This window comes from Microbispora bryophytorum, assembly GCF_043197435.1.
Lineage (GTDB): Bacteria > Actinomycetota > Actinomycetes > Streptosporangiales > Streptosporangiaceae > Microbispora > Microbispora bryophytorum.
The window spans coordinates 358,665-382,816 of record NZ_JBICTF010000007.1 but is presented as its reverse complement, the minus strand read 5'-3'; the positions used below and the strand labels follow the sequence as shown (position 1 = coordinate 382,816).

At 70.5% G+C, this 24,152-nt stretch carries 25 protein-coding genes; 13 read left to right on the top strand and 12 right to left on the bottom strand.

Annotation, left to right across the window (positions count from 1 at the left end):
• Both ACGFIB_RS25930 and ACGFIB_RS25925 read left to right on the top strand, forming a co-directional pair.
• Positions 1-1,959, top strand: a 1,959-nt coding sequence (locus ACGFIB_RS25930; protein WP_393375618.1) for an ATP-dependent Clp protease ATP-binding subunit, incomplete at its 5' end; no start/stop codon positions are given.
• A gap of 402 nt (positions 1,960-2,361) precedes the next feature.
• Positions 2,362-3,297, top strand: coding sequence for a TIM barrel protein (locus ACGFIB_RS25925; RefSeq protein WP_142574661.1), 936 nt, complete (start codon positions 2,362-2,364; stop codon positions 3,295-3,297).
• Positions 3,298-3,307: 10 nt separating this feature from the next.
• On the opposite strand, the gene ACGFIB_RS25920 is transcribed toward ACGFIB_RS25925, so the two are convergent.
• A complete protein-coding gene (locus ACGFIB_RS25920) occupies positions 3,308-4,174 on the bottom strand; it encodes an A/G-specific adenine glycosylase (RefSeq protein WP_357245218.1) in 867 nt (288 codons plus the stop codon).
• A gap of 139 nt (positions 4,175-4,313) precedes the next feature.
• On the opposite strand from ACGFIB_RS25920, the gene ACGFIB_RS25915 reads away from it, so the two are divergent.
• Genes ACGFIB_RS25915 through ACGFIB_RS25905 form a run of 3 tightly spaced genes read left to right on the top strand, consistent with a single transcriptional unit; the run spans position 4,314 to position 5,996 of the window.
• The gene (locus ACGFIB_RS25915; protein WP_357245219.1) at positions 4,314-5,015 is read left to right on the top strand and encodes a hypothetical protein; all 702 of its coding nucleotides are present in this window, start codon (positions 4,314-4,316) and stop codon (positions 5,013-5,015) included.
• A gap of 57 nt (positions 5,016-5,072) precedes the next feature.
• Positions 5,073-5,291 carry a hypothetical protein gene (locus ACGFIB_RS25910; protein ID WP_357245221.1) on the top strand — a complete coding sequence of 73 codons (219 nt, stop codon included), beginning with the start codon at positions 5,073-5,075 and terminating at the stop codon, positions 5,289-5,291.
• A gap of 36 nt (positions 5,292-5,327) precedes the next feature.
• Positions 5,328-5,996, top strand: coding sequence for a Type 1 glutamine amidotransferase-like domain-containing protein (locus tag ACGFIB_RS25905; protein ID WP_393375613.1), 669 nt, complete (start codon positions 5,328-5,330; stop codon positions 5,994-5,996).
• Between the two features lie 103 nt (positions 5,997-6,099).
• Here ACGFIB_RS25905 and disA read toward each other — a convergent pair whose 3' ends face one another.
• The 7 genes from disA to ACGFIB_RS25870 form a co-directional block, all read right to left on the bottom strand.
• A complete protein-coding gene (disA, locus tag ACGFIB_RS25900; RefSeq protein ID WP_229689924.1) occupies positions 6,100-7,188 on the bottom strand; it encodes a DNA integrity scanning diadenylate cyclase DisA in 1,089 nt (362 codons plus the stop codon).
• 196 nt (positions 7,189-7,384) lie between these two features.
• The gene (gene radA / locus ACGFIB_RS25895; RefSeq protein WP_142574667.1) at positions 7,385-8,821 is read right to left on the bottom strand and encodes a DNA repair protein RadA; all 1,437 of its coding nucleotides are present in this window, start codon (positions 8,819-8,821) and stop codon (positions 7,385-7,387) included.
• Positions 8,822-8,881: 60 nt separating this feature from the next.
• On the bottom strand, positions 8,882-9,520 hold the full coding sequence (locus ACGFIB_RS25890) for an SRPBCC family protein (protein WP_393375610.1): 639 nt from the start codon (positions 9,518-9,520) through the stop codon (positions 8,882-8,884).
• Positions 9,517-9,942 (bottom strand): ArsR/SmtB family transcription factor, encoded by a 426-nt coding sequence (locus tag ACGFIB_RS25885; RefSeq protein WP_393375607.1) that lies wholly within the window; start codon positions 9,940-9,942, stop codon positions 9,517-9,519. The genes ACGFIB_RS25890 and ACGFIB_RS25885 overlap by 4 nt, the downstream gene beginning before the upstream one ends.
• 80 nt (positions 9,943-10,022) lie before the next feature.
• On the bottom strand, positions 10,023-10,337 hold the full coding sequence (trxA, locus tag ACGFIB_RS25880; RefSeq protein WP_393375605.1) for a thioredoxin: 315 nt from the start codon (positions 10,335-10,337) through the stop codon (positions 10,023-10,025).
• Complete coding sequence (locus ACGFIB_RS25875; RefSeq protein WP_229689923.1) at positions 10,334-10,741, bottom strand: MerR family transcriptional regulator; 408 nt, start codon at positions 10,739-10,741, stop codon at positions 10,334-10,336. The genes trxA and ACGFIB_RS25875 overlap by 4 nt, the downstream gene beginning before the upstream one ends.
• Before the next feature lie 41 nt (positions 10,742-10,782).
• Positions 10,783-11,481 (bottom strand): class I SAM-dependent methyltransferase, encoded by a 699-nt coding sequence (locus ACGFIB_RS25870; protein WP_142574671.1) that lies wholly within the window; start codon positions 11,479-11,481, stop codon positions 10,783-10,785.
• Positions 11,482-11,644: 163 nt separating this feature from the next.
• Between ACGFIB_RS25870 and ACGFIB_RS25865 the strand changes: the two genes are divergently transcribed.
• The 6 genes from ACGFIB_RS25865 (at position 11,645) to ACGFIB_RS25840 (ending at position 18,453) form a co-directional block, all read left to right on the top strand.
• Positions 11,645-12,460: a sugar phosphate isomerase/epimerase family protein gene (locus ACGFIB_RS25865; protein WP_142574672.1), complete on the top strand. Its 816-nt coding sequence runs from the start codon at positions 11,645-11,647 to the stop codon at positions 12,458-12,460.
• A complete protein-coding gene (locus tag ACGFIB_RS25860; protein WP_393375603.1) occupies positions 12,457-13,227 on the top strand; it encodes a class I SAM-dependent methyltransferase in 771 nt (256 codons plus the stop codon). The genes ACGFIB_RS25865 and ACGFIB_RS25860 overlap by 4 nt, the downstream gene beginning before the upstream one ends.
• Before the next feature lie 18 nt (positions 13,228-13,245).
• A complete protein-coding gene (locus ACGFIB_RS25855; RefSeq protein WP_142574674.1) occupies positions 13,246-13,854 on the top strand; it encodes a TetR/AcrR family transcriptional regulator in 609 nt (202 codons plus the stop codon).
• Between the two features lie 226 nt (positions 13,855-14,080).
• Entirely contained in the window at positions 14,081-16,183 is a 2,103-nt protein-coding gene (locus ACGFIB_RS25850) for a (Fe-S)-binding protein (RefSeq protein WP_142574675.1), read from the top strand.
• 159 nt (positions 16,184-16,342) lie between these two features.
• A complete protein-coding gene (locus tag ACGFIB_RS25845; protein WP_393375599.1) occupies positions 16,343-17,377 on the top strand; it encodes a hypothetical protein in 1,035 nt (344 codons plus the stop codon).
• Positions 17,374-18,453, top strand: coding sequence for a glycosyltransferase (locus ACGFIB_RS25840; RefSeq protein ID WP_393375597.1), 1,080 nt, complete (start codon positions 17,374-17,376; stop codon positions 18,451-18,453). Before ACGFIB_RS25845 ends, ACGFIB_RS25840 begins: the two co-directional genes overlap by 4 nt.
• A 120-nt stretch (positions 18,454-18,573) precedes the next feature.
• Here ACGFIB_RS25840 and ACGFIB_RS25835 read toward each other — a convergent pair whose 3' ends face one another.
• Together ACGFIB_RS25835 and ACGFIB_RS25830 are read right to left on the bottom strand one after the other, a co-directional pair.
• Positions 18,574-18,918 (bottom strand): STAS domain-containing protein, encoded by a 345-nt coding sequence (locus ACGFIB_RS25835; protein WP_357245240.1) that lies wholly within the window; start codon positions 18,916-18,918, stop codon positions 18,574-18,576.
• A gap of 150 nt (positions 18,919-19,068) precedes the next feature.
• Positions 19,069-20,109, bottom strand: coding sequence for a PP2C family protein-serine/threonine phosphatase (locus tag ACGFIB_RS25830; RefSeq protein ID WP_208762423.1), 1,041 nt, complete (start codon positions 20,107-20,109; stop codon positions 19,069-19,071).
• A gap of 161 nt (positions 20,110-20,270) precedes the next feature.
• On the opposite strand from ACGFIB_RS25830, the gene ACGFIB_RS25825 reads away from it, so the two are divergent.
• The gene (locus ACGFIB_RS25825) at positions 20,271-20,552 is read left to right on the top strand and encodes a metal-sensitive transcriptional regulator (RefSeq protein WP_393375593.1); all 282 of its coding nucleotides are present in this window, start codon (positions 20,271-20,273) and stop codon (positions 20,550-20,552) included.
• Between the two features lie 203 nt (positions 20,553-20,755).
• Here the strand turns inward: ACGFIB_RS25825 and ACGFIB_RS25820 are convergent, their stop codons facing one another.
• Entirely contained in the window at positions 20,756-20,917 is a 162-nt protein-coding gene (locus tag ACGFIB_RS25820) for a hypothetical protein (protein WP_167538777.1), read from the bottom strand.
• Between the two features lie 174 nt (positions 20,918-21,091).
• Entirely contained in the window at positions 21,092-22,540 is a 1,449-nt protein-coding gene (locus ACGFIB_RS25815; protein ID WP_393375591.1) for a hypothetical protein, read from the bottom strand.
• A 322-nt stretch (positions 22,541-22,862) separates the two neighbouring features.
• On the opposite strand from ACGFIB_RS25815, the gene ACGFIB_RS25810 reads away from it, so the two are divergent.
• Complete coding sequence (locus tag ACGFIB_RS25810; RefSeq protein WP_142574680.1) at positions 22,863-24,107, top strand: mannosyltransferase family protein; 1,245 nt, start codon at positions 22,863-22,865, stop codon at positions 24,105-24,107.
• The last annotated feature ends 45 nt before the right edge of the window (positions 24,108-24,152 follow it).

Genomic DNA, 24,152 nt, shown 5'->3' with positions numbered 1-24,152 from the left:
CTCGACCCGGTGATCGGCCGGGACAAGGAGATCGAGCGGGTCATGCAGGTGTTGTCCCGCCGGACGAAGAACAACCCGGTGTTGGTGGGTGAGCCGGGTGTGGGGAAGACCGCCGTGGTGGAGGGCCTGTCGCAGAAGATCGTCAAGGGTGAGGTGCCCGAGACGCTGAAGGACAAGCAGCTCTACACCCTTGACCTGGGTGCGCTGGTGGCCGGTTCCCGTTACCGCGGTGACTTCGAAGAGCGTCTGAAGAAGGTGCTCAAGGAGATCCGTACCCGCGGCGACATCATCTTGTTCATCGACGAGTTGCACACGCTGGTCGGCGCGGGCGCCGCCGAGGGCGCCATCGACGCCGCGAGCATCCTCAAGCCGATGCTGGCCCGCGGTGAGCTGCAGACCATCGGTGCCACCACGCTCGACGAGTACCGCAAGCACCTGGAGAAGGACGCGGCTCTGGAGCGCCGGTTCCAGCCGATCCAGGTGGCCGAGCCGTCGCTGTCGCACACGATCGAGATCCTCAAGGGTCTGCGGGACCGGTACGAGGCGCACCACCGGGTGTCCATCACCGATGGCGCTCTGGTGGCGGCCGCCACCTTGGCCGACCGCTACATCAGCGACCGGTTCCTGCCGGACAAGGCGATCGACCTGATCGACGAGGCCGGTTCGCGGATGCGGATCCGCCGGATGACCGCGCCGCCGGACCTGCGCGAGTACGACGAGAAGATCGCGAACGTGCGGCGGGAGAAGGAGTCCGCGATCGACGCGCAGGACTTCGAGAAGGCCGCGGCGCTGCGGGACCAGGAAAAGCAGCTGCAGCTCAAGCGGGAGCGGCGGGAGAAGGAGTGGAAGGCCGGCGACATGGACGTCGTGGCCGAGGTGACCGAGGAGCTCATCGCCGAGGTCCTGGCCACCGCCACCGGCATCCCGGTGTTCAAGCTGACCGAGGAGGAGTCCCAGCGGCTGCTGCGGATGGAAGACGAGCTGCACAAGCGGATCATCGGCCAGGACGACGCCATCAAGGGGCTGTCGCGGTCGATCCGCCGCACCCGCGCCGGGTTGAAGGACCCGCGCCGTCCGGGTGGGTCGTTCATCTTCGCCGGCCCGTCGGGTGTGGGGAAGACCGAGCTGTCCAAGGCGTTGGCGGAGTTCCTGTTCGGCGACGAAGACGCGCTGATCATGCTGGACATGTCGGAGTTCATGGAGAAGCACACCGTCTCGCGGCTGTTCGGCTCTCCGCCCGGTTACGTCGGGTATGAAGAGGGCGGTCAGCTGACCGAGAAGGTGCGGCGCAAGCCGTTCTCCGTGGTCCTGTTCGACGAGATCGAGAAGGCCCACCCCGACATCTTCAACTCGCTGCTGCAGATCCTGGAGGACGGTCGGCTGACCGACGCCCAGGGCCGGGTGGTGGACTTCAAGAACACCGTCATCATCATGACGACCAACCTTGGCACCCGGGACATCTCCAAGGGCATCGGGGTCGGGTTCGCCCGCGCGAACGACGCCGAGTCGAACTACGACCGGATGAAGTCCAAGGTGCAGGAGGAGCTCAAGCAGCACTTCCGGCCGGAGTTCCTCAACCGCGTCGACGACATCGTGGTCTTCCACCAGCTCACGCCCAAGGAGATCATCCGGATCGTCGACCTGATGCTCGCCCAGGTGGCCGAGCGGCTCAAGGACCGCGACATGGGCCTGGAGCTGACCCCGGCGGCCAAGCAGGTGCTGGCCGACCGCGGGTACGACCCGGTGATGGGCGCCCGTCCGCTGCGGCGCACGATCCAGCGCGAGCTGGAGGACACGCTGTCGGAGAAGATTCTCTACGGCGAGCTGCGGCCGGGCCAGGTCGTCAAGATCGACATCGAGGGCGAAGGCGACGCCGCGACGTTCACCTTCACCGGTGAGGCGAAGGCCCCGTCGGTCCCGGACTCGGCGGCCTCCATCGCCGAGGCGGTCCAGCGCTGATCCGCCTGCTGATCCGCCTGCGATAACCCGTTCCACCCGAGGGGCGCTCCGCGAGGGGCGCCCCTCGGCGTTTTCGCCGTACCCGGGTCTCCGCCGTACCCGGGTCACGGTGCGGTCACCTTCCTGCCGAGAAGGCGAGAACCGGTATCCCGCCACCGGGCGTAGTACTACACTTTGTAGAGTCCGCTCGCGGTATGCCATGAGTGAGAGCGGACGGCATGTCATCCCTGCGGCGTACCGGACAATCCGCTGCGGGGCGGACGCGCAGGGCCGGGCGCACGGAGGAAGCTCGGTCTGCCCGGGAGAGATCCCGGCGGTAGGAGGACCGGAGTCCCACGGGGTCGGGCCCCGCCCTGTGGGCGAAATGGCGGTCCGGAAGTGCACAAGCCTTGGAGGCACCTGATGCGCCTGTTGCACGACGACGGGACGCTGGTTCACCTGGCCTACAACGCGGGCGTACATCCCGCCGAGGATCTGGAGAACCTGATCGCCCACCTCACGCGCTACGCCGTGCCGGTGCGCAGGAAGCTGGGAGTCGACCGGCTGGGCGTCGGCCTGTGGCTCGCTCCCGCCGTGGCGGACCACCTCGTCTCCGATCGCATCGAGCTCGTACGGCTGCGCCGGTCGCTGGAGGAGCGCGGCCTGGAGTGCGTCAGCCTGAACGGCACCGGCGGGCGCAACCAGGAGGTCCCCGGACCCGACTGGGCCAAGCCCGAGCGCTACCGCTACACGATGTCGCTGGCGAAGATCCTCGCGTTCCTGCTTCCCGACGACGTGCAGTCGGGCAGCATCTCCACGATCCCCATCGGCTGGCGCCGTGACTGGCCCGCCGACCTGCACGCCATCGCCTCCCGCCGGCTCGAACGGCTGTCGCGCGAGTTGCGCGGCCTCTATAGCGTCACCGGCAAGATCGTCAGGGTCGGCTTCGAGCCCTGGCCGGGCTGCGTGCTGGAGACCACCGAGCAGGCCCTTGAGCGGGTCTGCGACATCGACTCCGATCACCTCGGCGTCTGCCTGGACGCCTGCCATCTGTCCTGTGGCGCCGAGGAGCCCGACGCGGCGCTGCGCGGACTGGCTCTCGCCGGGGCCCCGGTGGTCAAGCTCAGCCACGTGCACAACCACAGCCAGGAGATCCCCAGCACCCAGCCGGTGATCGCCGACACGCTCACCGCGATCCTGTCCGGAGCGGTGAACGGCACCGCGCACGTCGAGGTGGAGGCCCACGACCTGACCTCCCCCAAGGCGAAGGGGCCCGCCGCTCTGGTGGCGAAGCTCGCCGACGAGCTCGACTGGACCCGCCGCAACCTCACCGCGCTCGGCCTCAAGCTCGCCGCCTGAGGAGGGCGGGTCAGGAGGGCAACTGGTAGGTGCCGTCCGGGAGGACCTCGGCCAGGCGGTCGTCCAGGAGGCCGTCCAGTGCGCGCTCGCGCTGCACGTGGTCGGCCCAGACGGCGTCCAGCGCCTCCTTGGGGACCGGCCCGTGCGCCTCGCGGAGCACGGCGAGCAGGCGGCCGCGGCACTGCCGGTCGGTCCCCGCGTACGTCTGGCCCTGCCGAGCCGGGCCGTCGTGGGCCGGACGTCCGGCCAGCCGCCACGCGCACTGTGCGGTGACCGGGCAGCGCTCGCAGCGGGGCGCCCTGGCGGTGCACACCAGTGCGCCCAGCTCCATCACGGCCACGGCCCAACGGGGCGCGCCCACCGGGGGCACCAGCGACTCGGCGAGCCGCCGTTCGGCCGCCGTGGGCGCCTTCGGCGGGTACTCCTCGCCGCGCACCGTTCTGGCCAGCACCCGCCGCACATTGGTGTCGAGCACCGCGTGACTGCCGCCGTACGCGAAGCTGGCCACGGCCGCCGCCGTGTAGTCGCCGATCCCGGGCAGGGCCAGCAGTTCGTCGTACGTGGCCGGCACGCGGCCGCCGTGGTCGGCCGTGATGGCCCGCGCGCACGCGTGCAGGTTGAGCGCCCTGCGCGGGTAGCCGAGCCGGCCCCAGTGGCGTACGGCCTCGCCGGGGGACTCCTTCGCGAGCGCCTCGGGGGTGGGCCAGCGCTCCATCCACTCGGTCCAGATCGGCAGCACTCGGGCGACGGGCGTCTGCTGGAGCATGATCTCGCTCACCAGGATGCCCCAGGGGGTCGCGTCGGGACGCCGCCAGGGCAGATCGCGGTTGTGCTCGGCATACCAGTCGAGGATGGGCTCACGCAGGGAGGCGGACACGCCCCGACTGTACCGAGAGCCGTGCCGGCGCGCGTGTAGCGCCCGATTGCGCAAAGACCCGGCGACGCTGTGATGTGGAGAAGGACAAGGTTCAGCGAGCCGTTCCCGGCTGCCCCCCAGGGCTCCCCATACTGTCCGTATGGATCCGGACACTTTCCGTGGTGACGTGGGCGTCGAGGGGGCGGACGTCTACTGGCGCCGCCGGGTGTCGGTGCTCACGGGGATGCTCGTCGTGGTGGCGGTCGTGGCATGGGCGTGCAGCAGCGCCTCCGGACGGCCGGACGAGACCGCCGCCGCCGTCAAGGCGACGCCCTCCGACCGGCTGGTCGTCTCGCTGCCCGCCGGGCTGGCCCCGAAGACGCCCGCCGTCTCCGGCGCCGCCGTCCCCGGGCAGCCGTCGCCGTCCGCCTCCGCGGGCGTCTCGCCCTCGCCCGGCAAGCCGCGGCGTCCCGGCGATCCCTGCGATGAGAAGGACCTCGTGCTGGCGCTGCAGAACGGTCAGGACGTGTACAGCAAGGATGTCACGCCGTCCTTCCTGCTGACGGTGGTGAGCACGAGCAAGGTCGAATGCACGGTGGACGTCGGGCCGCGGACGCTGGAGATGCGGGTGCTGTCGGGCGGCGAGCGCGTGTGGTCGACGGCCGACTGCGTGGCGGGCGACGGCGTGGACCGGCAGTTGCTGGAGCGCGGCATCCCCTACGTCCGCTCGATCAAATGGGACCGCCACCGCTCGGGCAGCACGTGCGCCGGCAAGCGGCCTGCCGCCGACCCCGGCACGTACGTCGCGACCGCGCATTCCGGCCGGCTGAAGAGCCCGAAGATCGTCTTCCATCTGCGCTGAGAGAGGGCGTCGCGAGAGGGCACTGAGAGGCGGACGCCGAGAGGCGTGCGGGTCCGCATGATCGATGGTCTGGCCCGCCTCCTCTCCCGCGGCCTGGCGTCGTACGTCAGCCGGCGAATCTGGTGGCACTTCGCAACTGGTCGTGTTAGCGTCATTCCAACCGATTTCATTCTGCAATCAGTTTCCGGAGGCGTGGTGGTCTACTTCCACACCCGCAGCACGGAGGTGGAGTACGACGAGGGCGGCCCGTTCGGCCAGGCCGACTACCGCTTCTGACGCAGGGCAGCGACAGAGCACTCAGGAAAGGGCATCATGCGGCTCCTTCTCACATCCGCCGGCATCGCGAACGCGAGCATCCACGACGCGCTGGTCGACCTCCTGGGCAAGCCGATCGCCGAGTCCCACGCCCTCTGCATCCCCACCGCGGCATACGGGCACCCTCAGGGGACTCCTGTCGGCGCATGGCGTTTCATCAGTGGACAGTCCGCCCTACCCATGTGCGAGCTGGGGTGGAAGTCCGTGGGAGTGCTGGAGCTCACCGCGCTGCCCAGCATCGGTGAAGAGCGCTGGGTCCCCTGGGTCCGGGAGGCAGACGTCCTGCTGGTGAACGGCGGCGATGCGCTGTACCTGTGTCACTGGATGCGGCAGTCCGGGCTGGCGGATCTATTGCCGTCGCTGAGCGAGACGGTCTGGGCGGGACTGAGCGCCGGGAGCATGGTGATGACTCCCCATATCGGGGAGGACTTCGTCCAGTGGAAGTCGCCCTCCGGTGACGACAGCACCCTGGGTGTCGTCGACTTCTCGATCTTCCCGCACCTGGATCACGAACTCCTGCCGGAGAACACCATGGCCGAGGCGGAAAAGTGGGCGGCCGGCATCCCAAATCGGGCGTACGCGATCGACGATGAGACCGCCATCAAGGTGATCGACGGCCATGTCGAGGTCGTCTCCGAGGGGCACTGGAAGCTGTTCACCCCCTAGATCATGAGGGTCGGCGACCTCTCCGTCCTCGTGCTCGCACCGCCGTGGCCGCGCGCTCCTCAGCCGCTCCGGCAGGTCATCGAGTCGAACTGCCGCGCATCGATCAGAGGTAGCGCTCCAGGATGGACGACTCGGCGAGCCGGGACAGGCCCTCGCGGACGCTGCGCGCCCGGGTCTCGCCCACGCCGCCGACGGCCTGAAGATCGTCGGTGCTGGCCGCGAGCAGCTTCTGCAGGCCGCCGAAGTGGCTCACGAGCCGGTCGACGATCGCCCCGGGCAGGCGGGGGACCTTGGTGAGCAGCCGGAAGCCGCGTGGGCTGACCGGCGTGTCGAGCGCGTCGCCGCCGTGGTGACCCAGGATCTGCGCCACCTTCGGCAGGTCGAGCAGGTCGCCGGAGGACAGCTCGTCCAGCTCCCCCATGGCGTCGGCGTCCCCGTACGGCCGCGCGCCGAGCGAGCCGGGCGCGTAGTCGCGGATGATCTGCACACGGTCGGTCTCCACACCCGCGAACAGCTCGTCGAGCTGGAGGGACAGCAACCGCCCGTCGGTGCCGAGCTCGACGACGTATCCCTCGATCTCGCGGGCGATGCGGCGGACCATCTCCAGGCGCTGGACGACGACGGCCACGTCGCGGACCGTCACGAGGTCCTCGATCTCCAGGGCCGACAGGTTGCCGGAGACCTCGTCGAGCCGCTTCTTGTAGCGTTCGAGCGTCGCCAGGGCCTGGTTGGCCTTGGACAGGATCGCGGCCGACTCCTCCAGGACGTAGCGGATGCCGTCGAGGTAGAGCGCGATGATCCGCATCGACTTGCTGATCGCGATGACCGGGAGCGAGGTCTGCCTGGCCACCCGCTGCGCGGTGCGGTGCCGGGTGCCGGACTCGTCGGTGGGGATGGCCGGGTCGGGCACGAGGTGCACGGCGGCCCGCACGATCCTGAGGTGGGCGGTGTCGAGCACGATCGCGCCGTCCATCTTGGCCAGCTCACGCAGGCGGGTCGCGGAGAACTCGACGTCGAGCGTGAACCCGCCGGTGCAGATGTCCTCGACCGTGCGGTCGTATCCCAGGACGATCAGGCCGCCGGTGTGGCCGCGCAGGATGCGCTCCAGCCCGTCACGCAGCGCCGTCCCCGGGGCGAGCGCGGCGAGCACGGCCCTTCTTCGGTCGTCGATCGCCTTGTCGTTGTCCAGCACATGCACCCCAGTGGGCTCGCCCGGTCGTCATCCGTCGGATCGTCTTCCTACCGATCCCTTGTCGCGGCGAGATTCCGCGAGGCGCTCCGCGGACGCCCTGTGAAGCCCCTCGGGGGCGCGGGGGCGAGGCCACGGCCGACGGGGCAGGCAACAGAGTTTACCGGCGTGACGCCGTGCTCACCGGTGTGACGGCCGATCACCTGGCCGACCTCATGAGGTTGAGCGCGTCCCACACGTTCTCCACCTCCGTGACCTCGAAGCCCGGTGCGAACGGCGTCGTACGGCCGGTCGGCGAGCGGAGCGCCACGAGCCGGCCGCGGCTCTCCGACGACTCCAGGCGTGGGCCTTCCTCCTCCAGCGAGCCGGTGGGCACCAGTGCCCTGGTGAAGCCGAGCCGGGCCGCCTCGGCCAGCCGCCGCCGGACCTCCCGCACCGGCCGCAGTTCGCCGGCCAGGCCGACCTCGCCCAGCGCGACGAGCCCGGCGGGCAGGGCCTGGTCGCCGGCCGCGCTGACGACCGACAGCATCAGGGCGAGGTCGACGGCGGGGTCGGTCAGGCGGATGCCGCCCACCGTGGCCGTGAAGACGTCACACTTGCTGATCTTGGCGTTGAGCCGCCGCTCCATGACGGCGAGCACCATCGCCACCCGGTAGGAGTCGAGACCGGACGACGTGCGGCGGGGCTGCGGGGCCTCGGTCGGGCCGACCAGGGCCTGCAACTCGGCCGGTATCGGCCGGGTGCCCTCGATGGTCACGGTGACGCAGGTGCCCGGCACCGGCTCGGGATGGCGGGAGACGAACAGCCCGCTGGGGTCGGTGATCCCGCTGATGCCGCGCTCGTGCAGGTCGAAGCAGCCCACCTCGTCGATCGGCCCGAACCGGTTCTTGATCGCGCGCACCAGGCGCAGCCGCGAGTTGCGGTCGCCCTCGAAGTGGAGCACGACGTCCACGAGGTGCTCCAGCACCCGAGGTCCGGCGATCGTGCCGTCCTTGGTGACGTGGCCGACGAGCACTGTGGACAGGGCCCGCTCCTTCGCGAGGCGGACCAGGTTGCCGGCGACCTCCCTGACCTGGGTCACGCCGCCGGGCACTCCGGTCGCGTCGGCCGAGCCGATCGTCTGGACCGAGTCGACGATGAGCAGGCTCGGCTGCACCTTGTCCACGTGCGCCACCAGGGCCGACAGGTCGGTCTCGGCGGCCAGGTAGAGCCTGTCCTCGATCGCGCCGATGCGATCGGCGCGCATGCGCACCTGGGCGGCCGACTCCTCGCCGGTCACGTAGAGGACGGTCTCGCCGCTCGCGGTGCGGGCGGCGGCCTCCAGCAGCAGCGTCGACTTCCCGATGCCCGGCTCTCCCGCCAGGAGCACGACCGCGCCCGGGACGAGGCCGCCGCCGAGCACGCGGTCGAGCTCCGGGACCCCGGTCGTCCGCGAGCTGACGGCCTCGGCCTTCACCTGGCCGATCGGGACGGCGGGGGCGGAGACCGCGCCCGGCTTGACCACGTGGACGCCCTGCCGGGCCCCGGCCTCCTCGACCGTGCCCCACGCCTGGCACTCCCCGCACCTGCCGACCCACTTGACCGTGGTCCAGCCGCACTCGCCGCACCGGTACGCCGGTTTCGCTGCCTTGCTCACGTGCGGGAGGTTACCGGCAGCCGCCGACAATCCCCTCCGGAAAGCGGCGCGGGGCGGGAACTAGACTTCCGGCCTGTCCGGCACGTAGAAGGCGGTGGTGCCGGCGACCGCGGCGGTCACCACGTCGTCCGGCGCGCCGGAGGCCCGGTACGCCGCGCCCCACAGGTCGCTGCTGAGCCTCATGAGCTCGCGTGCCTCCTCCGACTGCTCCCACGCCGCGGGGTCGTCGAGCATCTCGCCGCGCAGGTGCAGTCCGAGCCCGAGCACCGCCAGATCCCAGCCGACGCCGGTGGCCCCCGGCCCGAACCGGTCCCAGAACTCCGGCGGCACCACGGCGACGTGCTCCAGTTCGAACACGGTGCGGCCGTCGCCCTCCGCGCTCAACCGCACCTCGACCTCGCTGAAGCCGGGGTTCTCGCCGAACAGCCAGCTCACCCGGAGCAGCCGGGGCGGCTCGCACCGCAGGATCTCCCCGCCCGCGTTGCCCTGGAGCTGGTAGTGCCCGCCGAGCTTCAGCTCGCCGCTCACCGGAAGGAACCAGCGGCTGATCCGCTCGGCGTCGGTGCAGGCGTCCCACACGTCCTCGATCCCGGCGTCGTAGGTGCGCCGCAGCAGCACCGTACGGGCCTCGCCTTCCGGCAGGGCGCGCGTGCCGACCGCGCGGTGTACTCGGTTGATCTGGTCGATGAAGTCGCTCATGGCCGCTCTTCCTCGTCGGTTCGTCCGTCGTGGGCTGCGTGACGGGCAACGTGATGGGTCGTGTGATGAGCATCGCCGCCGTCGTGCCGCCGGCCGAGTCGCCGCTCCCGTCTGCCCCTCGCCAGTTCGGTGCCGAGCGCGTCGAGCCGCTGCTCTCCCAAGCCGCGGAACCGCTCCAGCCAGGTGTCGACCTCCCGCAGCGGCTCGGGCTCCACGGCGTACAGCCGCCGCGTGCCCTCGGCCCGTACGGACGCCAGCCCTGACTCGCGGAGCACTCGCAGGTGCTGGGAGATGGCCGGCTGTGAGATCCCGAACTCGCCGCGGATGACGGAGGTGAGCGTTCCCGACGTCTGCTCACCTTGGGAGAGCAGCTCCAGGATCCGGCGTCGCACCGGATCCCCCAGCGCGTCGAATGCGTGCACGCGCTCACTATGCCGAGAGCCGCTTATAGAAGTCAACGCTTATATAAGCCGTCCAAGCGGCTCCCGGCAGACGGACGTGACTAGAAGTGGCCGGCGAGGTCGGCGAGCAGTAGGCGCTTGGGCTTGGCGCCCCTGATCTGCTGGACGATCTCGCCGTCCCGGTAGAGGTTCAGCGTGGGGAAGCCCAGGACGTTGTAGCGCTGGGCGATCTCGGGGTGGTCGTCGGCATTGATCTTGGCCACGATGAGGCGGTCGCCGTACTCGGCGGCGATCTCCTCCAGGATCGGGGCGATCATCTTGCACGGCGGGCACCAGTCGGTCCAGAAGTCCACCAGCACGGGCTTGTCGCCGTGCAGCACCTGCTCGTCGAAGTTCTCCGCGGTCAGCGTGATCATGACTCTCCTCGTCGTGTCAGCAGGCAGCCGGGGCAGGCGTCGGCGAACTGGGCGGCCACCTCCGAGCGGCGGGCCAGCAGGTCGCGGATCTGCCGGTCGATCTCGGCGAGCTTGCGCCGGTAGACGGCGACCGACTCGGGGCAGGAGCCCCCGGACGAATGTCCGGACCGCAGGCAGTCCACGAACGGGCGGGCGTCCTCCAGCGTGAAGCCGACCGACATCAGCTCGCGGATCTCGCTGACGATCGGGACGTCCGACTCGTCGTACTCGCGATATCCGTTCGCCGAGCGGCGCGACCGGATGAGCCCCCGCTGCTCGTAGTACCGCACCGCCCGGGTGCTCACTCCGGCACGCCGGGCCAGCTCGCCGATCCGCATCGGCTCCTCCTCGGCTGTCCTGGGCACGACGGTAAAGCTTGACGCCGGTGACAAGGTCAAGCCCGGATTCAGAATTCCCGCCACCGCAGGACGTTCGGGTAGTCGATCTCCAGGCCCTCGGCTTCCCGCAGTGCCTCGCCGGCCACCTCGGGCGTGAACTCGATCCGCAGCACCGCCTCCATGTCGGCCCGGGAACGGAACGTCATGCGCAGGTCCAGCTCCTCGCGCCGCCAGCCCTGCCGGGACCAGAAGAGCTCCACGGCCTCGGGCGAGTACGACGGCAGCGATCGGCGGAACCAGCGGCCGAACGCCCCGCGCGAGGCGTCCACGTCCACCACGAACGCCGCGCCGCCCCGGCGCAGCACCCGCCCCAGCTCGCGCAGGCCGGGCTCGCAGCCGGGCCCGAAGAAGTACGCCCACCGCGCGATCGCCACGTCGGCCGACGCGTCGGGGAGGGGCAGCGCCTGCGCGGTGCCCGTACGCACCGAGACGTTGGCCAGCGACGCGCAGCGGGCGGCGGCCTGGGCGGCCAGGCCGCCGTGCGGCTCGACACCCACCACCCGCCCCGCGGACGCGGCGAGCGCGGACAGGTGGAAGCCGCTGCCGCAGCCGATCTCGACCACGGTCGCGCCGTCCCAGGGCCGAACGGCCCGCATCGCCGAGTCGGCCGCGCCCACGGGTCCCACGGCGAGGTTCTCCAGCTCGTAGATCTGGGGAGTGTTCCAGATGTTCGGACTCGGTACGGCCCCGCTCACGATCCGTGCCATGCGCCCCACATTAGTTGGCGACCTTGGGTAGTTGATTGTGGCGAAGCGGCGTACGGCGCGGCTGCGGCTTAGGCTGGATCCGTGAACGGGCGCATGGAGCGAACGGACGGCCACGGCCACGGGACTGGAACGTGCCCGCCGGCCGCCAGGGGAGGCTGGCCTCATGAGTGACATCCGCGTGCCCCACGGCAAGGTGGCGCTGTCGACGGCGTCGGTGTACCCGGAGCGTACGCCGGACGCCTTCGAACTGGCCGCCAGGCTCGGGTACGACGGCGTAGAGATCATGGTGGGACAGGACCCGGTCAGCCAGGACATCGAAGTCCTCCAACGGCTGCGGGACCACTACCAGATCCCGATCATGGCCGTGCACGCGCCCTGCCTGCTGGTGACCCAGCGGGTGTGGGGCCGGGACCCGTGGCTGAAGCTGCGCAGGGCCCGCGAGGCGGCCGAGCGGCTGGGCGCGCACACCGTCGTCGTCCACCCGCCCTTCCGCTGGCAGCGCGACTATGCCAAGGAGTTCGAGAAGGGCCTGGCCCGGATGCGCGAGGAGACCGACGTCGTCTTCGCGGTGGAGAACATGTTCCCGCTGCGGGCCAGAGGCAACGAGGTCGTGCCGTACGCGCCGGACTGGAACCCCCTCGACTTCGACTTCCCCGACGTGACGCTCGACCTGTCCCATACGGCGGTGTCCGGGTCCGACGCGATGGAGATGGCGACCAAACTGGGCGAGCGGCTGGCCCACCTGCATCTGGCGGACGGGGTGGGCACCACCAACAAGGACGAGCACCTGGTGCCCGGCCGGGGGTCGCAGCCCTGCGGGCCGATCCTGGAACGCCTGGCCGGGAACGGCTACCGGGGCCTGATCGTCCTGGAGATCAACACGCGCAAGGCCACGAGCCGCAGCGAACGGATCGAGGACCTGACCGAAGCGCTCGCCTTCGCGAGGCTCCACTACGCCGCCTCGTCCACGGCCTCATGAACGAGCGGATCGCGGACAGCCATCGGGTCTTCGACCGCGTCTCCCAGGAGTACGACGCGGCGAGGCCGCACTACCCGGAGGCCCTCTACGTCGCGCTGGAGAGCCTGTCGAGGGTCCGGCTCGCCGGGGCGACCGTGATCGACGTCGGAGCGGGCACGGGCATCTCGGCCCGGGGCCTGCTCGACCGCGGCGCCCGGGTGGTCGCCGTGGACCGCGGCGAGGGGATGCTGGCCCGGCTGCGCGCCCGCACGCCCTGCCCGGCCCTGCTGGCCGACGGGAACGACCTGCCCTTCCGCACGGGCGCGGCCGACCTTGTGACGTACGCCCAGTCGTGGCACTGGCTCGACCCGGTGCGGTCGGTGGCCGAGGCCGTACGCGTGACCGGGGACGGCGGCGCGGTCGCGGGCTGGTGGAACAGCGTGGATCCCGGCAAGGCGGACTGGCTGGCGGCCAACCAGGTGCGGCTCGCCGAGTCGTGCCCCGGATACATCGGGCCCGTGCTGCCGGGGTGGAGCATGCCGCCGATCGCCGCGGCCATGTCCGACGCCGGCCTCGTCGTGGCGAAGACCTGGATCGAGTGGACCAGGTCGGTGCGACTGGAGGACTTCCTGACCGATCTGCGCTCCCACTCCTACATGGCGAGGATGGAGGGTGACGTGGTGGCGGAGCTGCTCGCCCGGGAGCGCGCCGAGCTCGGCCGGGTCTTTCCCGACGGGCGAGTGACCGTCCCCATGCGCGTGTATCTCGCGGTGGGCCGCAGGGACTGAGCTGGAGCGGGGAGCGACGTGACGACGGAGGTCTCGGATGGCAGGCCGCGACCGGGGCGGCGACCCGGCCGGCGTCCGGGCGCGGCGGACACCCGTGGGGAGATCCTGGCCGCGGCGCGCAGGGTCTTCGCGGAGAGGGGATTCGACAAGGCGACGATCCGCGGCATCGCCCGGGAGGCCGGTGTCGATCCGGCTCTCGTCCACCATTACTTCGACAGCAAGGAGGGGACGTTCGTCGCGGCCATGCGGCTGCCGGTGGACCCCTCCTCGGCGCTTCCCCTCATCCTGTCGGGGCCACGTGAGGGGATCGGCGAGCGCCTCGTCCGCTTCGTCCTGACGATGACGGCGGACCCGGCGGCCAGGGAGCCGCTGCTGGGCCTGGTGCGGACGGCGATGGTGAACGAGCAGGCCGTCGGCATGATCCGGGAGTTCTTCACCACAGCCATCCTCGGCCGGGTGGCCGAGACGCTGAACGTTCCGCCGCTGCGGATACAGGCCGCCTTCGCGCAGTTGTTCGGCGTGGTGATGACGCGGTACATCCTCAGGTTCGAACCGCTGGCCTCCGCCGACATCGAGGAGATGGTCGCGCTGCTGGGCCCCACCGTGCAGCGTTACCTGGCCGAATAGATTACGGCCGCCCCTCTCGTACCCTCTTGTAGAGCTTTGTTCTAGTATCGTGCCGTCGGCGGGAAACGCAGTGACAAGCGCCACTCGCCGAGCGTGACCCAGGATAAGTTACTCATCGGTACCATTCGGGAAGCGTAGGCGTTATCCACAGGGCGGGATTCCACCGCCCCCGTGAGGGCGCCGCGTCCCTACGCTGGCCGCCGACGTTTCGATTTGGGAGGGACTCGTGCTCTGGGTAGCGATTGTGGGCCTCGTCGCGACCGCCGTGGCGGTCGCACTGGCGGGCCGTCGCGTGCTGTTCCTCTACCGGCTCGCCACCAGCGGTCAGCCGGCCCCGGAGCGGATCGAGTACGCCAAGGAACACGCGGGCGCCGAGATCAAGGCCCAGCTGGTCGAGGTCTTCGGCCAGCGCAAGCTGCTGAAGTGGACCCCGTCCGGCACCGCCCACTTCTTCGTCATGTGGGCGTTCTTCATCCTGCTGACCGTCTACATCGAGGCGTACGGCGCGGTCATCCAGGGGGCGATCACCGGGCACTCGGACTTCCACATCCCGTTGATCGGGACCTGGCCGGTGCTGGGTTTCCTGCAGGACTTCATCGCGGTCGCCTGTCTGCTCGGGCTGGTCGCGTTCACCGCCATCCGGATCAAGAACTCGCCGAAGAAGCTCGGGCGCGGCTCCCGTTTCTCCGGATCCCACCTGGGCGGGGCCTGGCTGGTCCTGTTCATGATCTTCAACATCATCTGGACGCTGTTCCTCGCCCGGGGGTCGGCGGCCGCCAACGGCACCTTCCCCTATGACTCGGGCGCCTTCGCCAGCCTGGCCATCGGGAGGATCCTGCCGCACAGCGAGCTGCTGGAGCAGATCGCCCTGCTGCTGCACATCGGCCTCATGCTGGTGTTCCTGGTCATCGTGGTGAACAGCAAACACCTGCACATCTTCACCGCGCCGCTGAACGTGCTGTTCTCCCGCCGCCCCGACGGGATGGGCCCGGCCCAGCCGATGCGCAGCAACGGCAAGGTGCTCGACTTCGAGGAGGCCGACCCCGAGGTCGAGGTGTTCGGCCGCGGCAAGATCACCGACACGTCCTGGAAGGGCTTCCTCGACTTCTACACCTGCACCGAGTGCGGCCGCTGCCAGTCCCAGTGCCCGGCCTGGAACACCGACAAGCCGCTGTCGCCCAAGATGCTCATCCTCGACCAGCGCGACCACGCCTTCGCGATCGCGCCCTACCTGCTGGCCGGGGAGAAGGAGAAGGAGAGCTTCCCCGAGGACGTGCTGGCCCTGCTCGACAAGCCGCTCGTCGGGGAGGACGGGGTCATCCACCCCGACGTGTTGTGGTCGTGCACGAACTGCGGCGCCTGCGTCGAGCAGTGCCCGGTCGACATCGAGCACATCGACCACATCCTCGACATGCGCCGCTACCAGGTGATGATCGAGTCGTCGTTCCCGTCCGAGGCGGGCGTGATGCTCAAGAACCTGGAGAACAAGGGCAACCCGTGGGGGATGCCGGAGATGAAGCGCGCCGAGTGGATCGAGGAGCTCGATTTCGAGGTTCCGATCGTCGACTCAACGATGCCCGAAGACGTCGAGTACCTCTTCTGGGTCGGCTGCGCCGGCGCGCTGGAGGACCGGGCCAAGAAGACCACCAAGGCGGTGGCGGAGCTGCTGCACATCGCCGGGGTGAAGTTCGGCGTGCTCGGCCCGATGGAGGCCTGCACCGGCGACCCGGCCCGGCGCCTGGGTATGGAGTTCCTGTTCAACATGCTCGCCCAGCAGAACATCGAGACCCTCAACGAGGCAGGGGTCAAGAAGATCGTGGCCACCTGCCCCCACTGCTTCAACACCCTGGCGAATGAGTATCCGCAGCTCGGCGGCACCTACGAGGTCGTGCACCACACCCAGCTCCTGGCGCACCTGGTCGAGGAGGGCAGACTCACCCCGATCACCCCGATCGAGGAGAAGATCACCTACCACGACCCGTGCTTCCTCGGGCGGCACAACAAGGTCTACGCCCAGCCCCGCGACATCATGGCCAAGGTGCCCGGCGTCCAGGCCCAGGAGATGCACCGCTGCAAGGAACGCGGATTCTGCTGCGGCGCCGGCGGCGCACGCATGTGGATGGAAGAGCGCATCGGAAAGCGCATCAACACCGAGCGGGTGGACGAGGCGCTGACCACCGATCCCGACACCGTCTCCACCGCCTGCCCGTTCTGCCTCGTGATGCTCGGCGACGCGATCAACGAGAAGAAGAACGCCGGTCAGGCCAAGGAGTCGCTGGAGGTCGTGGACGTCGCCCAGCTCCTGATCAAATCCATCAAGCAGGGGTAAAGCAGACTTTGCCACGATCGTGAACTTTTTGTGGAAATCGCCGGTCAAGGCGATGTAATGAACCGTGTTTCACGGAAGAGTGACAAAGGCTTTCTCCACATAACAGGAAAATCACGGTAACCTCAACGTTGGCTCAATCGACGGGGAGGGGGCTGGACGGTGGGTGTGGTCGTCATCGACGCGGAGGTCACCCTGGCGGACGTCCTCTCCCTGCGTCTGTCCATCGCCGAGCCGCTGGCGGACGGCACCCGCCTGGTCCTGCGGCGACGGGGCACGGGTGAGGAACGGCGGGTGACGCTCGGCGCATCCGGGGGGCGTACGAGGGACGCCAGCGTCGCGGTCTCCCTCGCGGCCCTCGACCTCGGTCCCGGCCGCTGGGACACCTACCTCGAACAGGACGGCGTCCGCGCCCGCGTCCAGAGCGCCGATCCCGGGTTCTCGCTCGACCGTCTCGACGCGTACGCCCTGGGCCGCCGGACGCTGGCCTACCGGGCCTACCGCACGCGAAACGGATTTCTGGCCCTGAAGATAGATCCGGCGGAGCCGGTCGCCGACGTCCGCGCGGTGTGGTTCCGCGAGGGGCGGTTCGAGGTGACCGGGTTGCTGGCCTACACCGGCCTGGACGACGACGACCAGCACCGTCACGCCACGCTCGCGCTGCGTCACAGCGACCCGGACCGCGGCGCCCCGGAGCGCAACACCCTGAACCACAACACCCTGAACCACAACAACCAGGACCGCGGCGACCCGGACCACAGCACCCTGGACCGCAGCGACGCGGGCCTCCATGATGCGGGCCATCACGGTGCGGGCCATCACGGTGCCGGCCCCCGCGGCGTGGGCCACCACGGTGCGGGCGCCGGCGATGTGGGCCCCCACGATCCCGGCCCCCAGGACGCGGGCTTCGACGATGCGGGCGCGACCGTGCGGGTCGCCGCCACCGTCAAGGGGGTCCGGTTCCACGCCGCGCTCTCGCTGTGCGACGTGCTGGCCGCCACCCCCGACTCGCAGGGCTCCTGGGAGCCCTACCTGGAGGTGGACGGCGTCGATCGCGCGCTGCCGCTGGGCGCCAGGCTCGACGACGTCGAGGGCAAACGCCGCCGCGTCCACTATCCCCACGCGCTCGTGGACGGCGTGCCGATCCGGCCCAGCTTCACCCAGGGCGACGAGCTGCTCCTGGAGGTGGGAGCGTGAAGATCGCGTTCCTGCTCCCCTCGGCGTACGGCATGCGTGGTGACGTGCGGGCGATGCTGAACCTCGCGGGAGGGCTGGCCTCACGGCACGAGGTGGAGGTGGTGAGCGTCCGGCGCACCAGGGAGACGCCGTTCTTCCCGGTCGACCGCCAGGTGACGCTGCGCTGGCTCGTGGACGCCCGGCCCGGTGTCTATCACCTACTGCCCCGGGGACAGGTGCGCACCGAGGTGGCGCTCTGGCGGATGCTGCGCGGTCTGCGCGCCGACGTCCTGGTCACCACCCGGCCGTCGCTGAGCGTGCAGGCCGCCAGGCATGCCCCGCGAGACGTCGTCCGCATCGCGCGGGAGTGGGGCAGGCCGTCGGTGGCCGGCCCGGTGCGCCGGTTCTATCCCCGCCTCGACGCCGTGGTGACGAGCACCGCCGCCCGGCGGGACGAGTGGGTGCGGCTGCTCGATGACGACCTGTCCGTCCACGTCATCCCGGACGCGCTGCCCGGGACGCCCTGGCCGCGCTCCCGCATGGACAACCGGATCGTCAGCGCCGGGGGCAGGCTGGTGCCCGGCAAGTCCTACGACCAGCTCGTGCGGGCCTTCGCGATCGTCGCCGACAAGCGGCCCGACTGGCGGCTGCGGTTGTACGGCGGTGGCCCGGAGGAGCGGCGGCTGCGCGCCCTCGTCCGCGACCTCGACCTGCACAACCATGTGTACTTCATGGGCACCACGCCCGACCTGCCCGGCGAGTTCGCCAAGGCGTCCATCGTCGCGGTGCCGTCGCGGCACGAGCTGCTGGGCATGACCGTCATCGAAGCGCTGAGCTGCGGGGTGCCGGTCGTGGGCTTCGCCGGATCCCGCGGCCCCGCCGAGTTCCTCCGCCCGGACCGCGACAGCGTGCTGGTCCAGGAGGGGGAGGGCGGCGACGCCGAGCCGCTCGCCTGCGCGCTGCTCACCCTCGTGGACGACGAACGCCGCCGCATGAAGCTGGCGGCCGGGGCGCTGGAGACCGCGTCCGCCCACGCCGCGCCGTCCGTCGCGGTCCGTTGGGAGGAGCTCATGTACGGCCTGCGCTCGCGCCCCTGACCCGCCCCTGCGCTCGCGTCCCTGACCCGCCCGTGACCCGTCACGGCGGCGGGCGGCACGTCCGCGCGGCTGGTGGCCCGTCGAGTGGTGGCCCGTGGTGTGGTGGCCCGCCGAGCCGGTTCAGCCGCCGGGCGCGCTGAGATACGCGGCGGCGGCGATGACGGAGTCGTGGATCGGCAGCTCCGTGTCGAGGCCGGTGATCCTGAGCATTCGGGCGAAGCGCCCGTGGGCGCCGCTGAGCGCGAGGCGCCCGTCGGCCGCCCTGACCGCGGTCACGGCTCCCATGAGGACGCTCAGCCCGGTCGAGTCGCAGAACTTGAGCCCTTCGGCGTCGAGCACGATCCGGGGCGGCGTACGCAGCCCGACGGCCTCGGCCAGGCAGGCGCGCAGCGAGTGGGCGGAGCCCAGGTCCAGATCGCCGAACATCCGGATGACGACGACGTCCTCGTCCAGAACGGTGAGCATGGAGAAGGTGTCGGGCTGTCCGTGCCTTCCCGGTTCCACTCGCGCTCGCCCCTGCTCACCTTGCCCTGCCGTCCGGCCGTCGCCTCACGGCCCGCCGGAGCTGCTGTCCGTCAATGATTGCACATGGCAAACGATGCCCGGGCCCGGCCGTCAGGGCCGTTCCCTGCGGACGAGCAGCATGGCGGCGTCGTCCGGGACGGGCCCGCCGACGTGCGCGACCAGGTCGCGTTCCAGCAGGTCGAGGGCCTCCTGCGGGTCGCGGGCCCGCAGCAGGTGGGGCGCCCGGTCCTCCAGAGGATAGAAGTCTCCACCCCGGTCGCGTCCCTCGCACACGCCGTCGGTGTAGAAGAGAATCTGGTCGCCCTCGCGAAACGCGGATCCGTACGGCTCGGGGCCGGTGGGGGCGAGCGCGCCCAGGCCCAGCGGCGGCGCCTCCTCGCGCGGTTCGAGCCGGTGGACACGGCCGTCGCACGTGAGCAGCAGAGGCGGCGGGTGACCGTAGTTGAGCAGCCGGATCTCGTTCTCGCTCACCTCCGCGAGCACGGCGGTGACGAACTTCTCCCCGCCCAGTTGCCGCGCGAGGTGGTCCTCCAGGTGCCGGCCGACATCGGCGAGCGCCGGCTCGTCGTAGGCCGCCTCGCGGAAGGCGCCGACGACCGAGGCCGCCGTCTCCACCGCGTCGAGGCCCTTGCCCTGCACGTCGCCGATGATCAGCCGGACGCCGCCCGGCCCCCTGGCGATGTCGTACAGGTCCCCGCCGATGCGGGCGTCCACGGCGGCGGAGGTGTAGGACAGGGCGATGCGCAGGTCGCCCGCGCGGCGGGGCACCGGGTGCAGCAGCGCGCGCTGAACCGCCTCGGCGACGAGGCGGACGTCCGCGAGCCTGCGTTCGCCCTCGGCCCGGAGGCGGCACGCCAGCATGGCGGCCGCGGTGACCCCGACGATCGCGGCCAGCGTGACGGTGGTCCGCGGGCCGCCGAGCAGGCGGTCGTGGTAGGCCAGCGGCACGGACAGGACGAGCGCGACCAGCCCGGTCAGCGCGGTATGGCGCACGCCGCCCGTCACCGCGAACGCGGGACCGAGGGTCAGCAACGGCAGCAGGCCCAGGGACGACCCGGCGAGCAGGTCGAGCACGACCACCGTCGCCATGACGGCGAACGGCAGCGTGCGAAGGACAGCCTGGGTTCCCATCCGCGACTCCAGGGCCGCTACGACCGGTTCATCGGATATCTCCGAGGAATCCCCCTCCTTTAGAAGGGGGAGGATGTCAAGGATGCATTCCCGGAACCGCCCGCCCTACGCGCTGTATCGGGACGACGACGCTGGATACCGGTAACGGGTATCGTGGAGGGATGCACGGGTACAGCGAGGACAAGCAGGCCTACCTCACCCGCCTGCGCCGGATCGAGGGACAGATCCGGGGACTGCAGCGGATGGTGGACGAGGAGACCTACTGCATCGACATCCTCACTCAGGTCTCGGCGGCCACCCGCGCCCTTCAGGCGGTGGCGCTCGGTCTGCTGGAGGACCACATCGCCCACTGCGTCGCCGACGCCGTCAAGAGCGGAGGCCCGGAGGCCGATGAGAAGATGAAGGAGGCCTCGGCGGCCATCGCCCGTCTCGTCAGGTCGTGACGCCTGTCCGTCACCGCCTGGCCGTCACCGTCTGCTCCTGCCGACCTGTCCGCGCCGGCCTGTGCGTGATCGGCCTGTGCGTGATCGCCGGCTCGTGATCACCTGTCTGTGATCGCCCGTCCGGGCGGCCGGACGGACCATCACGGCCGAGCGACCGTCCCGGGCCCACCAGATGCCCGGGACGGTCCATGCTCTCAATGCCTTCAGCGGCTCGCCGAAGTCCGCAATCCGAGCGCGTTGTCGAGCTCTTCCAAGGTCAGTCGGTTCTCCGTGATGTTCACGGCCTCCAGCACCTCGGCGTAGAGCGCGATTTCGTCCAACGCGACACGGTCGTGGACCCGAGAGTCCAGGTCGTCGTGCCCCACCGCGTCGTCCTTCCTTCCGCAGCCCACACCCATCACGAGGTTACGTCTGGGTACCCTGCCGGGACATGGCCCATCGTGACCATTCCGACCCGCGGCCCTCGTCCCTCCGGGACCATTTCCCTGCTATCGAGATCACAATTCGATGAAAAAGGCAGTGATGAGGGGAAGGGATTGCTAAAGCGGAGGTAAGGACGGAATATCCGAATTGGATGTTTCGAACAGCCATCCACCAGATTCGTCCAGGTCGGGCCTGCGCGGCTCCGCCGCCTCCTGCGGACGTGGATCGTCCCGCTGGTGGATCAAGCATTTCACGACCGCGGAGCATACCGCGAAGCCCTCCGGCGGCGCGGGCGTCGCGGTCAGGGCGCACCAGGCCAGGCCGGTCGCGTACGCGGAGCCGAGCAGGGCGGCGGCCGTCTCCCGGTCGGGCGGGACCAGCCCCGGCGGCAGCTCGCCGCCGGCCGGCCAGCAGCCCCGAAGCGGGTGGGCAGGCTCGGCGAGCGCCAGATAGAGGGCCTGCCGGAGTTCGTCGTCCATCCACGGATAGAGCGCGGCGACCACCTGCGCGGTGCGCGAGCCGCCCGGCGCCGCCCAGGCGGGCTCGGACACGCCGCACACGCCCGCCACGTCGGCGGCCAGCAGCGCGGCCGCCATGGCCCGCGGATCCATCCCACGTGCGGCCGTGTAGTCCAGGGCCTCGACCAGGTCGTACAGGGTGTGCCGGAAGTGCTCGCCCGGCGCCCATTCGGGGAGCGTGGCCGAGACGAGGTGTGGCGGGCAGCGCGACAGCCAGGCCTGCCGTACGGCGCCGCCGGGCAGGGCGTGCTGGTCCAGCCAGGGGCTGCCGAGCAACGGCTCGGCCATCGCGATCAGCGCGTCGGCGCGCGGGCGGAACCGGGGGTCGGCGCGCAGCACGGTGGCGGTCTCGGTCATCAGCCCGGCCAGGCGCAGCCCCGCCTCCCGCGCGCCGGAGCGCATCCGCTCGGCGTAGAGGGCCACGAGCGCGTCGAGCGAGCCCATGGGCAGCCAGCGCACCCAGTCGTCCCCGGGCAACGGCCGGGCCAGGAACTCGCCGAACATCGACAGCATGACCTCGTTGCCGTCGAAGGCGGGCGCGTAGGCGCACCACATGATCGTGCCCCAGACGGCGGCCACCGTCGCGGCCACGTCGCGGGCGAAGACCTGCTGGTAGACGCTGCCGCCGAGGGGGAAATCCTCCCGCCGCAGCCCGCGGTGGGCGAGCAGCAGCGCGCGGAGCCGTTCGGTGATCTCGTGCGGGACGTCCGGGCCGACGAACCCCTGCGTGGACCCGCGGTCGTACGCGAAGTCGGGGCCCGCGGGGATCAGCGCGGGCGGGATCGCCACGCTCGGCGGGCTCGGCCGTGCGCCGGAGCGGACGGCCGGATGCGACGGAGGAGCCGACAGGTGCCAGCGGCCGTCGACGCGGTCGAGGCGATACCAGCGGGCGTGCGCGCCGAACAGCCACCGGACGCCGTCAGGAGTGACCAGGGCCCGCTGGGCCAGGGCGTGCGCCCGGGTGACGGGGGGAAGCAGCGTCCACCGAGGGTCGCCGACGACGGCGCGCACGTCGTGCTCCATCGTCGTGAACCCGTCCCAGTACACGCGGCAGTGACCTCCGTCCTCCGGAGAGGACGGCTTCTCGCCTTCCGGCCGTAGCCGGAGTGGGCGACGGCCAGGTCCTGGCCGATGCCCCTCCGGGGCAGACGATGCCGCGACGAACTCCGGCGGTCCCCTCGCTGCATTCGATGGTAGCCCGCCGGTCCCGGAGGCGGCGGGAGCGTCGGCGCGGCGGAGACCGTCGGTGAAAGTTTCACGCGCCGGGAGGCGTTGAACAGCACATATGCTTATTTCTTCGGCTTAATGGCTATTTCGGGGTGTGTCGGCCACTTGGCAGGGACTGCCGTGGCGTATTCCATAGGTGCTCGTGACGGAGATCCAGCAGGCCGGGACCGCCCGTGAGCGGAGCGCGGACGAGGCATCGGAGAAGATGGCGCCCGTGGACACCTCTGCCGGGACGGCGACCGGCGAGCAGACAGGGCCGCACTCGGGCCGCAGACGCTGGGCGATGTGGTGGCTCAGCCACTCACCCGATCGCACGGCCCTGCTCATCTGGTTCTTCTGGCAGGTCGCCTCGTACATCTACCTGATCCTCGCGGCGCCGGGCCGTACGGAGGACGCGATTCTCGACCGGTTCAACCGGTACGACTCCTACAACTTCATGGACATCGCGCGGTACGGCTACGACGGCCGGCCGGAGGACCAGGACTCGCCGCGGCTCGTCGCGTTCTTCCCGGGGCTGCCGCTGCTGCTGCGCGTCCTTCATCTGGTCATCCCGGACCTGAGGCTCGCCCTCGTCCTGATCTCGCTCGTCGCGAGCGCCGTCGTGGCGGTGGCGCTGTCGCGGCTGAGCGAGTCGTACCGGGAGGGCAGCGGCCCCTGGGCCGTGCTGGCGTTCTTCCTCAGCCCGTTCGCCGTGTTCCTGCTCGCCGGCTACACGGAGGGCCTGTTCCTCGCGCTCGCCATCCCCGCGTGGCTGCTGGCGCGCCGGGGCCGGTGGGAGGCCGCCGCAGTCTGCGCGGCATTCGCGTCGTCCATCCGCATCTCCGGGCTCTTCCTGGCCCTGGGCTTGGTCGTGCAGTTCCTCGTCTCGCGCGACGGGCTGCGCGCTCCCAAGGGATGGCGGAACGCGCCGTGGCTGGTGCTGCCGGGCGTGCCGGTGCTGGCGTACATGATCTACCTCTGGAACCGCACCGGCGACCTCATGGCCTGGAAGGCGGCGGAGGCGCAGTATTGGGGCCGTTATCCCGAGTTGCCCTGGAACGTGTTCATCGACACCTGGCACAGGTCGCTCAACGAGCCCATCCTGGCCACGTCGTACCGCGAGGAGATCATCGCGGCGCTCGTGCTGGTCCTGCTGATCATCGCGCGGCTGGTCCGGCGCAACTGGGCCGACGTCGCCTACCTGGCGCCGCAGGCGGTGGCGCTGCTGGCGATGTCGTCGTTCTACATGTCGGTGGGCCGGGCGTCCCTGCTGTGGTGGCCGCTCTACATCTCGGTCGGCGTCGTCGGCAGCCGAAGGCCCTGGGTCATGATGGCCTACCTCGCGGTCGCCGCGCCGGTGTGGGCAATCAATGTCGGTAATTTCACCACAGGCGCCTGGATCGGGTGATCCACCGCTGACTAACTTCTCCATGTATGGGGGTATTTGTCGCAG